The 12,678-nt window shown below is 35.9% G+C and carries 15 protein-coding genes and 1 tRNA gene; 3 read left to right on the forward strand and 13 right to left on the reverse strand.

Annotation, left to right across the window (positions count from 1 at the left end; all coding sequences use genetic code 11):
• Nucleotides 1-46: 46 nt before the first annotated feature.
• The 6 genes from CAO17_RS10325 to CAO17_RS10350 form a co-directional block, all read right to left on the reverse strand.
• Entirely contained in the window at nt 47-1,267 is a 1,221-nt protein-coding gene (locus CAO17_RS10325; protein WP_085991018.1) for an ISL3 family transposase, read from the reverse strand.
• Between the two features lie 163 nt (nt 1,268-1,430).
• A tRNA-Val gene (locus tag CAO17_RS10330) sits at nt 1,431-1,503 on the reverse strand.
• Between the two features lie 138 nt (nt 1,504-1,641).
• Nucleotides 1,642-2,925 carry a TRAP transporter large permease gene (locus CAO17_RS10335; protein ID WP_085992682.1) on the reverse strand — a complete coding sequence of 428 codons (1,284 nt, stop codon included), beginning with the start codon at nt 2,923-2,925 and terminating at the stop codon, nt 1,642-1,644.
• A gap of 18 nt (nt 2,926-2,943) precedes the next feature.
• Nucleotides 2,944-3,432, reverse strand: coding sequence for a TRAP transporter small permease (locus CAO17_RS10340; RefSeq protein ID WP_085992683.1), 489 nt, complete (start codon nt 3,430-3,432; stop codon nt 2,944-2,946).
• A gap of 95 nt (nt 3,433-3,527) precedes the next feature.
• Nucleotides 3,528-4,604: a TRAP transporter substrate-binding protein gene (locus tag CAO17_RS10345; protein ID WP_085992684.1), complete on the reverse strand. Its 1,077-nt coding sequence runs from the start codon at nt 4,602-4,604 to the stop codon at nt 3,528-3,530.
• Between the two features lie 180 nt (nt 4,605-4,784).
• Nucleotides 4,785-5,225: a DinB family protein gene (locus tag CAO17_RS10350; protein WP_085994453.1), complete on the reverse strand. Its 441-nt coding sequence runs from the start codon at nt 5,223-5,225 to the stop codon at nt 4,785-4,787.
• A gap of 256 nt (nt 5,226-5,481) precedes the next feature.
• Between CAO17_RS10350 and CAO17_RS10355 the strand changes: the two genes are divergently transcribed.
• Together CAO17_RS10355 and CAO17_RS10360 are read left to right on the forward strand one after the other, a co-directional pair.
• The gene (locus CAO17_RS10355; RefSeq protein WP_085992685.1) at nt 5,482-6,144 is read left to right on the forward strand and encodes a YjbE family putative metal transport protein; all 663 of its coding nucleotides are present in this window, start codon (nt 5,482-5,484) and stop codon (nt 6,142-6,144) included.
• Nucleotides 6,145-6,275: 131 nt separating this feature from the next.
• Nucleotides 6,276-6,629 (forward strand): truncated hemoglobin, encoded by a 354-nt coding sequence (locus tag CAO17_RS10360; protein ID WP_179151932.1) that lies wholly within the window; start codon nt 6,276-6,278, stop codon nt 6,627-6,629.
• 102 nt (nt 6,630-6,731) lie between these two features.
• Here CAO17_RS10360 and CAO17_RS10365 read toward each other — a convergent pair whose 3' ends face one another.
• The 3 genes from CAO17_RS10365 to CAO17_RS10375 form a co-directional block, all read right to left on the reverse strand.
• Nucleotides 6,732-7,046 (reverse strand): hypothetical protein, encoded by a 315-nt coding sequence (locus CAO17_RS10365; RefSeq protein WP_245831821.1) that lies wholly within the window; start codon nt 7,044-7,046, stop codon nt 6,732-6,734.
• A gap of 450 nt (nt 7,047-7,496) precedes the next feature.
• A complete protein-coding gene (locus CAO17_RS10370) occupies nt 7,497-7,640 on the reverse strand; it encodes a YjcZ family sporulation protein (RefSeq protein WP_143833744.1) in 144 nt (47 codons plus the stop codon).
• Nucleotides 7,641-7,668: 28 nt separating this feature from the next.
• A complete protein-coding gene (locus tag CAO17_RS10375) occupies nt 7,669-7,779 on the reverse strand; it encodes a YjcZ family sporulation protein (RefSeq protein WP_085992687.1) in 111 nt (36 codons plus the stop codon).
• 204 nt (nt 7,780-7,983) lie between these two features.
• Here CAO17_RS10375 and CAO17_RS10380 point away from each other — a divergent pair, with 204 nt between their 5' ends.
• Nucleotides 7,984-8,472 carry a C39 family peptidase gene (locus CAO17_RS10380; RefSeq protein ID WP_218775555.1) on the forward strand — a complete coding sequence of 163 codons (489 nt, stop codon included), beginning with the start codon at nt 7,984-7,986 and terminating at the stop codon, nt 8,470-8,472.
• A gap of 143 nt (nt 8,473-8,615) precedes the next feature.
• Here CAO17_RS10380 and CAO17_RS10385 read toward each other — a convergent pair whose 3' ends face one another.
• The 4 genes from CAO17_RS10385 to CAO17_RS10400 all read right to left on the reverse strand — a co-directional run bounded on the left by CAO17_RS10385 (nt 8,616) and on the right by CAO17_RS10400 (nt 12,424).
• On the reverse strand, nt 8,616-9,602 hold the full coding sequence (locus tag CAO17_RS10385) for a catechol 2,3-dioxygenase (RefSeq protein ID WP_085992688.1): 987 nt from the start codon (nt 9,600-9,602) through the stop codon (nt 8,616-8,618).
• 222 nt (nt 9,603-9,824) lie between these two features.
• Complete coding sequence (locus CAO17_RS10390) at nt 9,825-10,016, reverse strand: 4-oxalocrotonate tautomerase (protein ID WP_085992689.1); 192 nt, start codon at nt 10,014-10,016, stop codon at nt 9,825-9,827.
• Between the two features lie 93 nt (nt 10,017-10,109).
• Nucleotides 10,110-10,898: a 2-keto-4-pentenoate hydratase gene (locus CAO17_RS10395; RefSeq protein WP_085992690.1), complete on the reverse strand. Its 789-nt coding sequence runs from the start codon at nt 10,896-10,898 to the stop codon at nt 10,110-10,112.
• 59 nt (nt 10,899-10,957) lie between these two features.
• Nucleotides 10,958-12,424 carry an aldehyde dehydrogenase gene (locus tag CAO17_RS10400; RefSeq protein WP_085992691.1) on the reverse strand — a complete coding sequence of 489 codons (1,467 nt, stop codon included), beginning with the start codon at nt 12,422-12,424 and terminating at the stop codon, nt 10,958-10,960.
• Nucleotides 12,425-12,678 lie beyond the last annotated feature (254 nt).

Genomic DNA, 12,678 nt, shown 5'->3' on the forward strand with positions numbered 1-12,678 from the left:
TGGTTCTAAGTCAAATGTTGGGGTGGGGCTATTAGCTCCTACCCCTTTAACCTATTGAATTGGCTACGGATTTAAATTGATGGTGTAATAATACCCTTAATCTCAATCGATCATATCTCTTGAATCCAAAGGCATTTCTCTTGATAACCTTTGTTTGATTATTCAATCCTTCAATAAACCCATTACTATACCCAAAGGCAAAGCTGTTCAATATTTCAGGTTGCCAATTTTGTAGCGTCTGTATCGCTTTTTCAAATTCCTCTAAACCCGCATCTTTTACTTGCGTATAAAACTGATACAGCCCTTCTTTAACCTCTTTCATATTATCTTTTCCTATTTTCTTTGCTTCTTCAAACCAAGTTCGATAAGATTCTTTTAACCCATAAGCTGTTCTCAAATCTTCTGATAACCCTAAATATCTTTCTAAGTACCAATGTTGTTTTGCGCTAAGGGCTTCATAATGCTTATAAAATACATGCTTCATTCGCTTGCACTTTTTACGATCATAAGGGTGGAATTCTTTTTGAACTCGTCTTCGCACACGTTCGAGTGCCCAATAAATATAACGACAGAAATGAAATCGATCCGCTATAATAATAGGATTCCCCAATGCTTGTTGAACAGCTGATTTAAAGCTATGACTCATATCCATAATGACTATTTCTACTTTTTCTCCCTTTTCCTGTAGATACTTTTTCACCGTTTTTACGGACCGATCAGGAAGAATATCCAAAGGCTCACCTGTCTCACCATTACCGATAATGGTTTGATATTTACCTTTATTTGTATCGCCCTTATATTCATCGATCGCTATTACCCGTGGCAGAGCTTTAACCTCACGTAATTTACCAGCTGATACGTTATCAAAACGTCGCATAGCTGTATTGGATGACGTATGAAATTGGGCAGCAGTATCCTTGAAATTCTTCCCCTTTATCACTCGAAAACCTAACGCCTGATTCCATTCCACCGTATGTCGCTGATAACGATAGACAATATTATTGTTTTCTACAAACCTCTTTCCACACTCACACCTATAACGACGCTTACGATAAAAAATATAGGTTCTACGTTCAAACAATTTTAAATGCTGAATTTTTTGCACTCGATAATCATGAATACGCTCTGTTATCTCCCCACAAGAAGGGCATTTATGAGGTTTTTTTGGCAACTGAACATGAATATGAAAGGATCCCTCTATCTCCTCTGTTTTCGTTATTTTCATTTCTTCTAATCCAGGTAATTTCATGTTAAAATACATATACACGCAACTCCTATCCACTTGTTTCTCGTCAATTCAAGTTTAAAGGATATAGGAGCTTGCGTGTTTTTTTATGCTTAAATTTTATTAAAACCCCAACATATATTTTAGAGCCAATAAAAAAGCGTTAATCCTTCATTAAACAAAGGACTAACGCTCTTTTAGTTAGTGATTCCGATTGGACTCGAACCAACGACCCCTACCCTGTCAAGGTAGTGCTCTCCCAGCTGAGCTACGGAATCGTATAAAATGAATAGCAATTAATATAAATATAATCGTTTTTTAACTTCTTGTCAACATTTTACTATATTGAGTTAATTTTTAAACATGAAGAACCCCCAATCGCCAAATGATTGGGGGGTCTTCAAATAAATCATAGACTAACCACCTAACAAATTCGGCAAAAACATAACAATACTAGGTACAAATGCAAAGATAAATAGTATTATAATTAACGTAATAGTAAATGGAAGAGTAGATTTAGCAACCTGTTCCAAAGATAATCCACTGATAGCGCTTGCCACATTTAAATTGTCTCCAACAGGTGGAGTTAAAAAGCCAATTTCTGCAGCTAAGATCATGACAATCCCAAAATGTACGGGGTCCATTCCAAGTTCTGTGACAACCGGAAGTAATATAGGTGCCAATAGGAGAATCCCTGCTAATGTTTCCATAAACATACCGATAAATATAAGTAAAATAACGATAAGACTAATAATTACCCATGATTCAACAGGCAGTGCTATTAAATAGTTTGCAATTGACGAAGGAACTTTTTCCACTGTTAGAATACGTCCATAGATTGATGCAGTTGCTACAATGATGAGTATAATTCCTGAGATTAAGATTGTCTGTTTAAAAATATCCGGTACCTTAACCCACTTTATTTCCCGGTAGACAAATATACCTAATAATGCACTATATCCAACTGCTACACCTGCAGCTTCTGTTGGAGTAAATACCCCGCCATAAATACCTCCAAGTACAACTACAGGCATAAGAAGCGTCCATTTTGCATCATTAAAGTATCTCCATCTTTTCTTCCAGCTTGCCTTCTCTCCAGAACCAACAAAATTTCTTTTTTTCGAAATAAAATAGCTAATAGTCCAAAGCAATGCTGCTATGATGATACCGGGTATAACACCTGCAATAAATAAATCTCCAATAGACGTATTTGTCGTTATTCCATAAATAATCAACGGAATACTTGGTGGAATAATAATACCGAGTGTACCAGCAGAAGCTACAACTCCTGAACTAAACCCAGTATCATATTTTTCCTTCACCATCGCAGGAATCATAATACCCCCAATAGCCGCTACAGTCGCAGGACCAGATCCGCTTAATGCCGCAAAAATAGTACAAGCCACAATAGCGACCCCTGCCAGCCCACCAGTAAAATGACCGACAAACGATTTAGCAAAATCTATAAGTCTTCTTGACATTCCTCCGTGTTCCATTAAAATTCCTGCAAATACAAATAAAGGAACCGCCATTAATGCATAGGAATCAACGGTCGAAAACATTCCCTGTGCAATGTATTCAATTGGCATTCTTTCTGTAACAAATAAGGTAAGAATAGATGCTATTCCTAAAGCGAATGCGATTGGCACACTAAGAATCATTAGTAAAATAAAACTACCAAATAATATGAGAGTACCCAACTACCCTCACCTCCAATATTATTGATTTGATTTTGGGATGTTATTTTTCATATCTTTCAGGATGTTTACAATATGCTGCACAACTCTAAATGTCATAAGAAAGGAACCTAGAGGTAATCCAATATAGATAAGGTACATCGGAATTTGATTCGCAGGGGATAATTGATGTGTATGGTACTGATCAATAATTAATTGAACACTGTAATAATCAAGGTAGATTAAAAAACTAATCCAAAATAAAAGTGCAATAAAGCATACAAAAAGCGATGCGAAGGTTGAAAACTTTCGAGTTAAATGGACTAAGATATTAAATTTAACATGGCGTTGATACCGCACTGCATAACTTGCACTTACATAAACAAACCAGACAAAGGCATATCGTGATAACTCCTCTGACCATGTCAATGGACTATCAAAAACATAACGCATAATAACCTGAATAATAACAAGAAACGAAAAAAATACGATTAATATGGATGCCAGATACGTTTCAATATGTTCATCCAAATGTTTATAAAGTCTAATAGGAACCTCCTCCTTTTAAGAAATTTAAATAGCCAGGAAGTAATGCCTTAGCTAGACACTAAATCCTGGCTATACATCTATTCACTTATAGCATTCAGGATTTTCTCATTTCCAGCAGCTTCTAATATATTGATTAACATTTCTTTATCTACTTCGTCGGTAAATTTCTCATAAAATGGTATGGAAGCTTCCACCCATGCATTATGCTCTTCATCAGATAAATCGGTAATAATTGCTCCTTCATCAATAAGCTTCTCTCTTAGTTCATCATCTAAATCTTTATTAAGATCTCTTAGATGTTGGATTGCTTCATTTGCGGAAGTTTGGATAATTTCTTGATTTTCTTCGGACAATCCTTCAAAAAATTCTTTATTAATTACTAGAATCTCAGGATCAAAAATGTGTCCAGTCGTAGTGATATAGTTACTAGGTTCATGGAATTTTCCGGTATAAATAAGTTGAAATGGATTTTCCACTCCTTCTACAACACCAGAAGATAATCCTGTAAACACCTCAGTGAAAGCCATAGGTGTTGGATTTGCACCAAGCTCTTTCCAAAATTCAATATGCATTGGTACTTCCATTGTACGTAGTTTTAACCCTTCCACTTGATCTGGAGTTACAATTTCCTCTTTCGTATTGGACAAATGTCTCCAACCATTTTCACTATAACCTAGCCCAATCAGGCCACTTTCCTCTAAACCAGCTAATAGTTCCGCACCTACTGAGCCATCAAAGACTTGATAAACCGCTTCTCTATCTTTAAATATAAATGGAAAATCAAAAACTTCTAGTGCAGATGAAAAGTTTGAAAGTACTCCAACAGATGGTGAGGTAATTTGTATATTTCCTGCCTGTGTGTTTTCTACCATTTCTCTTTCTCCACCCAATTGGCCATCAGGATAAACATCAACGACTATTCTTCCGTCTGACTTTTCCTCTACAAGCTCTTTAAATTTCAAATACATGTCATGTTGTGTTGCATCCTGAGAGACAACGTGTGCGGCTTGAATGGTAATGGTTTCTGTAGAATTACTACTTGAATCTTCTCCAGAGTTTTGGTCGCTATTTGATGAATCAGACCCACCCGAACAAGCTACTAACACCATTAAGATGAATGCAAATAATAAACCCCCTAACCATTTCTTTCTCAACGAATACTCCCCCCTTTTTCATCTTTTTTCATTCTCCTTGTATGGTTATGATTGGATTAGTCCTTTTATGCTAATCCACACGTCCTCACTATTAAAAGAATTAGATTTCTATTAGGAGAGTTAAAAAAACAGTCCCTCTCAAAATCTATGGAAAGAAACTGTTCGTCATAAGATTATAATTTATTCAACTAGTCGCTTCATCGCATGAATTTGTCCAGAATGATGAGATTCATGGTGAGCAATGATAGATACCACTTCTCCATACGTGTTAACACCGAATACAGGTTCAGGCATTTTATCAGCAAATCGTTCGTCTGGTATCTCCATTATTCGATTTTGTTGATCCTTCAATTGCTGAACAAGTGACTCCATTGCTGGTACTTCCCATTCCCATTCAGAAGGTTTTGACCCTGTATCAAATAGCTCTTTATATTTTGTTGGTAGTTTTCCATTTTCCGGAAATAAAAACTTCTCTGTAACAACCAATATATGACCCACATGCCAATGAATCGTATTATTGAATCCTCTTGGCTGCACATCAAGACTTTCCCTCAATCCCTCGATTTCCTTAAATAAGCTATCTCTTGTCATCCGGAACTGCATTTTGATTAGATTACTCATACTAACTCCTTCAATATATATTTTCTGATCACTAATAATAATATGATATTTATATGGAGGAAATTCTAGCTTTTCTATTTCTTTTATTCTATTACAACAGAAGGATTTCATTTATCTTTTTAAGTAAATATGTTCTTTCTCCTTTATTTCTTTCATAAAAATGGTGAAGAGTCTTTGCTAAATACCATTCCTTAAGACAAGCCCTTGCTCCATTCAACATTAAAATATGTCCACATACGGTAAGGAGGAAGCTTTTTTGGAAATTTTACAGCCTATACTAGAAATTTTACTCATTAATATCTTACTTAGTGGCGATAACGCTCTAGTCATTGCTATGGCAAGCCGAAATTTATCAATAGACCTGCAAGCAAGAGCTATTCGCTGGGGAACTTTCGGTGCTATTGGATTAAGAATACTTTTCACTTTTTTAATGATTCATCTTCTAAAAATGCCATTTATCGAGTTAGTTGGTGGCGTGTTACTACTTGTTGTTGCTTACAAATTATTAGTAGACAATCATGAAACAGATCATATAAAAAGTGGCGATTCGCTACAAGAGGCTGTTTCAATCATTATCTTTGCAGATGTGCTAATGAGCTTGGACAATGTACTAGCCATTGCTGCAGTTGCTGAGAATAATGTTCTTTTAATTATAACGGGAATCGTTCTAAGTATTCCTATTATATTAACTGCTAGTGAGCTCATTCTAAAACTAATCAAAAAGTATCCAGTTATCATTTTTTTTGGCTCAGGACTGCTTGCATGGACTGCTGGAGAAATGATATTAAAGGAAGGAATAGTGCAACATTTTGTTGAACATAAAGGTATACCTCCCATTGCCCTTCTTATTTCAGTTACATTCCTTGTTCTCTTAATTGGGGGAATAAAACGAAAATGGAATAAAAAAGGAGAGGAATAGACATTCAAGACATTTAATACCTGTTTTATTTTTAAAAAAATCTCAAACTGTGACATTTCTCACTAAAGTCATCCTAATTTATTACTATAATAAAGTTATAAATAATAAAAATGGCAAAGGAGATTTTCTATATGTCCGAAACAATTACACAAGATACCATAGACAAAATTATCGAACGCTTTTATGAGAAATTAACAAAGGAACCGTATTATCGTTCCATGTTTAAAGAACGTGGAGTGGATATTGAAGTGCTAAAAGAAAGGCAGAGAACATTTATTGCACGTCTCATTTCCGAGGAATTTTCACAGGATGGGGAAGATAAAAATCAAGTGATTAAAAGACATCCATTTAAAACAACCCCAGAAAGAGCAGAAATATGGATGGGACACATGAAGGAAACATTGAATGAAATGGATATTACCGATACAATTAAAAGTCGCTTATTGGGAAGAATACAATCACTGATGGACCAGATAGTAGAATAGAATACAACTTTAGTGGTACTTACCAACTTATTGGAAGTACCACTTTTTTCAATTACCGGGTAGCCCCAGTCTTGACATTTTAGATTTTTCCAAAAACATCAATCAGAATCCATTGTTTCTATAATACGGATAACCATAACCCCCAGGGTATCCATGATGTCCGTAACCTGGGCCATATCCTCCGTAACCAGCACCAGGATAAAATCCCGGACCGTATCCGCCAAACCCTGGACCATAAAAACCTCCAAATCCTGGGCCGTAAATAGGATAATGATGATGTTGATCAAACAACTCCCCACCTATAAAACCTAATCCCGCTCCAATAAGTCCTGCTGTTAGAGGTGTTATCCCAAAACCAGGGGCAGACCTTTGAGGAATTCCATAGTTCATAGGTATGTTTTTCCCAAATCCATGCATTTAACATTCTCCTTTTCTTCAAAAATGAATCCTCTATTTCACGGAGTATTACTATCTTTAAACTGTAATCATTCACCTACAGTTGGTCATCTAAATTCTTCTTCACTATAGCCTATGGAAAAACAAGAAAAATGAAATAGGCGTCATTCCCAAAATAAAAAACATTTTTAGTCGTTGCGAATAAAGTGAAGCTTCAATCAGCGCGGGGGGTTTTATCCCCCACTAAAATGATTCGTTTTTCCTCCATTTTGGGATGCGATATTCCTGCCCCTTAACCCGCGATAATTAATATTTTTCTAAACTACACCAAAAGGGCAACCTTATTTGGTTACCCTATTTCAAAAAATATATTTGAGGAGGACCAACAGGTGTGGGTATAGGTGAATGACCGAGCATTTGGAGGTTTCATCGCCTGTTGTCTCACACTTATTCGTTTACTTTATATTCCTACTACATCCAAGCTGCGCCAACAATAATTAGAAGGATGAATAATACTACAATTAAGACAAAGCTATCAGTACCATATCCTCCTGAACCGTAGCCGTAACCGCCGTAACCATAGCCTCCACCGCAATGTCCAAAACCGAATCCCATAATAACACTCCTTACGTTTATATTTTGATTAATAACCAAATCCGACGTATGCAGAACCTACAATAATTAAAAGAATGAACAATACAACGATTAAGGCAAAGCCTTCACCGTATCCTTTCCCTGCAAATGCTTCGCTCATTTTGATAACACCTCCTAGCATTTACACAATTACTATATGTATTTTAGACCATATCGTTATAGACAATTGTCCAAATCCTTTTAAATTAGGCTATATAGAAGTTGTTTAAATTGATGGAAGACAAACATATACTCTATTAATAACTCTTCCATAATTATGTTAATATGATAGAAAAGTGAAAGTTCACTCATGGGAGGAAAACCAATGATACAATTAAATGTGCCAGTAATTGGACAACTTCCGGAGCTTCCGACTGGTTGTGAAATTACTGCTGTTACCATGATGCTACAATATAAAGGAGTTTCAGTTGATAAAATAACATTGGCAAATGAAATGCCAAGAGCTTCCAAAGATCCAGACCTAGGTTATGTTGGAGATCCATTTACACCGGATGGTTGGACCATTTACCCTACTGCGTTAGTAGAATTAGTTAAACGCTATTGTGGGAGTAGTGTAAATTTAACAGGAACAGACGGTAATGAATTAGAAAAGCACTTATCTAATGGAAAACCAATTGTCGTCCTTGTCTCACCTATGCATCGTTTTACCGTTCACGCAATAACAATAACTGGTTATGATGAACAATTCTACTTCTATAATGACCCATGGACAGCAAAGAAGGATGTTAAAATGAAAAAAGAGAAGTTTTATCAGATATGGGAGAAGCAAAATAAAAGAGCATTAACTTACTAATTTATAGAGCAAATTACGTATACAAACGAAAAAAAGGTATTATATATAAGTCACTATCAGATTACATGCAAACAAGTAAATACTGAAAAGACCCCACCTATAGAGGGAGGATGGGGTCTTTATTAGGTCATCTATTATAGCGTTTATTTTGTAGTTACCGGTGATTTTACTTGCGGTGTTCCATACTTAAAGTAAGTATCTGGTAGTGGTGCACCATAGAAAATAATCGCTTTTTCTACTTCTTCTTCTGTCCATGTTACTGGTTTCCAATCTGGATCAAAAATAAGGTATCCGGAGTCCCCGAATAATTCTATACGGTTTCCACCCGGTTCAAAGACATACATACACATAGCTTGTGATACACCATGCTTTAATGGTCCTGCTTCAATTTCAATTCCATTTTCCGTTAATAATTCGGATAAATCATGTAAATGTTGTGGGAACCCATACCAAAATGCAAGATGATGAAGTTTTCCTAACCCCTTTTCTGAAGTGGATTGGTCACCCATAAAAGCAATTTCGTGAACCAATGGACTAACACTTAACCATGCACCAATTTCTGAACCATCATTTTTTACAACATGTTCCCTTAAATTAAATCCAAGTTCATTCATCAGAAAGTTCTTGTTATTTGTTACATTACTTGACATCAAATTAACATGATCAATACGACGTACAGGTACACCTTTGTTTGGACGTTTTTGTGGACGGTTTTTTAGTTGTGTTATTTCACTGTCCGGAGCTTGGTAATAATCTACATCCCAAAGAATTTCCATCTGATGATTATCCGGGGTTATAAATTGGTATGCTGCACCATGACCAAGGTCGCCATCAATCCAACCTTGGCCAGCACCAGATTTTTCCAAATCTTTCACACGACGTTCTAGAGCATTTTTAGAGCTTGCTCTCCAACTGACATGACCCAATCCAGGTTCATTTCTTTCTGTTACCTTTAAAGAATGATGATAGAAATCTTCATAGGACCGTAGATAAACAGATTGACCTTCTCTGGCTACTTCTGTCATTCCTAGTATTTCCTTAAAAAACCATAGGGTTCCATCTGGGTTTGGAGTAAATAACTCCACATGAGCTAACTGCGCAACATCAAATCTTTTCAATTCATTTTCCATTTAAAATCCCCCCCCATTTTAATTTTGAATTTAACCTTTATGATAACGCTTCCATTGATTATTAAAAAAATATGTATAATCGTTTCGTTTCATAAAAGTTAAGTAATAATTCTTAATTTTTATTATAGAGGAACTTATAGCAAAGGGAAGACTACAGTTCCTCTATATGCAACTGTTTATATTTTTTTCTAACAAAATTTCTAGTAGTTTTCACCCTATTATTTATCTACCTAGTTCTTTGGCACTTTTCCCCGCAATACCCCAGTGGGTTTTTGGCACCTCGTTTACAATAACACGTACATTTTCTTTCGGTGCATCTAATGACTCACTAACAGTATCCGTCACATTTTTCATCAAATTATTAATTTTTTCCTGTGATCTACCTTCCATAATTTGAATTTGTACTAATGGCATAATCTTTCACTCCTTTATAAAATCTCTATGCCTTTTTGTAGAAAATACGGCTGTGCATATCTTTAAGTAAGCCGCATTTTCTACATGAATCTACTATTCTTTTACAGAGAAGGAAACGTTTCCTAAGCCACCGTACTTCACATTTATGAAATCACCTGACTCAATGCGTACTGCTGCTGTTATTCCGCCTGTCATAATGGGTTGGCCAGCTTTAACTTTTTGTCCTTTTTTACTTAACATATTAGCAAGTCTAGCAACTGAATTAGCAGGATGACTTAATACAGCAGCACCAGCTCCTAGTGACCTTATCTCTCCATTTACGCTTAATGTCACACCAACTACATCTAGTTCTAGTGATTCTGGTCTTCTTATAGTTTTACCAAAAACAGCTCCCGCAGCAGAGGTATTATCCGCAATAACGTCTGGTAATGTGAAATTAAAGTTTTCATACCGACTATCAATAATTTCAATAGCTGGGAATACATATTCTGTTGCAGCAAGAACATCTAATGCTGTAATATTCGGTCCTTCCAGATCTCGTGATAGAATAAAACCAATTTCAGGTTCTACTTTAGGATGAATATAGTCTGATACGGAAATCGAGTCGTTTTCCTTCTCTATCATATAGTCAAATACATATCCATATATTGGGTCATCTACATTCATCTGTTTCATTTTTGCTTCACTAGTGATTCCCATTTTTGGCCCAATAATTTTATGTCCTTCTTCCAATTTTTGTTGAATTAGCTCTTCTTGAACTAAATAAGCATCATCAATGGAAAGATCAGGATATAACTCAGATGTAATTTTGGTAATTTCTCGTTTATCTTTTTCTGCCTGGTGTACATAATTTGCTAGTTCTTTAATTAAACCTTTATCCATGTTTCTCCTCCCAAATACGTCAATCTATTATTTATTTCATAGCCTTCTTATCTCTCTTTTTAAAGCTTGACAGTTATATTGGTTAGTTCAGAGTAGAAGTCAAAGCTATGTGCTCCACCTTCTCTTCCTATTCCACTGTGTTTCATTCCACCAAATGGTGTACGAAGGTCGCGTAAGAACCAAGTGTTAATCCAAACCATACCTGCTTCAATTTGACTCGCAACACGAGTTGCACGCTTAATATCACTTGACCATACACTTGCACTTAAACCATAATGCGTATCATTCACTTGCTCCATTACTTCTTCTTCTGTATCAAAAGGTATAACCGTAACAACCGGACCAAAAATTTCTTCACGTACACATCTTGAATCTTTTCCTAAGCCAGTGATTATTGTTGGCTCAACGTAGAATCCTTTGTCCATGTTATCTGCCGTTTTTCCACCTGTTAAGAAGGTACCACCTTCTTCTTTCGCAATATCTAAGTAGCTAAGTACTTTATTATAGTGTTCCTCACTAACTAATGCGCCGACATTTGTATCTTCATTAAATGGATCCCCTACTTTTAATTCCTTCGTTTTTGCAACGAATTTATCAAGGAATTCATCATAAATGGATCGCTCTACATAAATTCTTGAACCACATAAGCAAACTTCTCCTTGGTTGATAAAGCTAGATTTCAAAGTGGTTGCAATCGTATCATCTAAGTTGGCATCTGCAAATATAACATTAGGGTTCTTTCCACCTAGTTCAAAGGATAATTTCTTCAAGGTTGGTGCTGCAGATTTCATAATCGCACTACCTGTAATCGTTTCACCTGTAAATGCAACAGCATCCACATCCTCATGGGACGTAATGGCTGCACCTGTTTCACCAAAACCATGAACCATGTTAACTACCCCATCCGGTACGCCTGCCTCTGTACAAATTTCTGCTAATATCGTTGCTGTCATAGGTGTTACTTCAGATGGCTTCATAACTACTGTATTTCCTGCTGCAAGAGCTGGAGCTAACTTCCATGTCATAAGTAATAACGGAAGATTCCATGGATTGATTAAACCAACCACACCAGTTGGGCGTCTTACCGCATAGTGAATCGCAATGTCATCCTGTTGATAGGATTCATTTCCAACTGTTGTCATGTAATCAGCGAAGAAATGAAAGTTATATGCAGCGCGATCAGTATCTACACTTGTTGATAACCATAATGGTTTTCCTGTATCAAGTGTTTCAAGTGCTGCTAACTCATCTTGTCTTTCTAAAATTAGATCACCAATTTTACGAAGAATTGCAGAGCGTTTTCGTACTGGCATATTTGCCCATTCGCCTTTTAACGCTTTTTTTGCGGCCTTCACTGCCTCATCTACTTCTTCTTTTCCACCTTCTGCTACCGTCCCTAGTACCTCTTCTGTTGCCGGATTTACATTCTCAAAAGTTTTCCCATTTGTAGAAGGTACATATTTTCCATTGATATAATGTGAACAATTAATTGGCTTTACTTTACTTTTAGTTTCTGTTGTTTGCATACTAAATTCCTCCTTAAGTATTTCATTTCCGAAAGCGTATTCATCGCTTTCGAGATACATTTCTTTAAAAATTCTCTTCATAACTTAAATTTATTTCTTAGTATCTTTTAAGTTACAATTCTATTATAGGAACGACAAAAAATTTATAAAAGAGCGTTGTTCCTCTATGCGGAACAATTTATAGAAATTTTTAAATTATTTTTGAATTATTTCGTTGCAAGCGTTACCAAAATCGTATACATTATATATATAGC

This window comes from Oceanobacillus senegalensis, from assembly GCF_900176885.1.
Taxonomy (GTDB): Bacteria; Bacillota; Bacilli; order Bacillales; family Amphibacillaceae; genus Oceanobacillus; species Oceanobacillus senegalensis.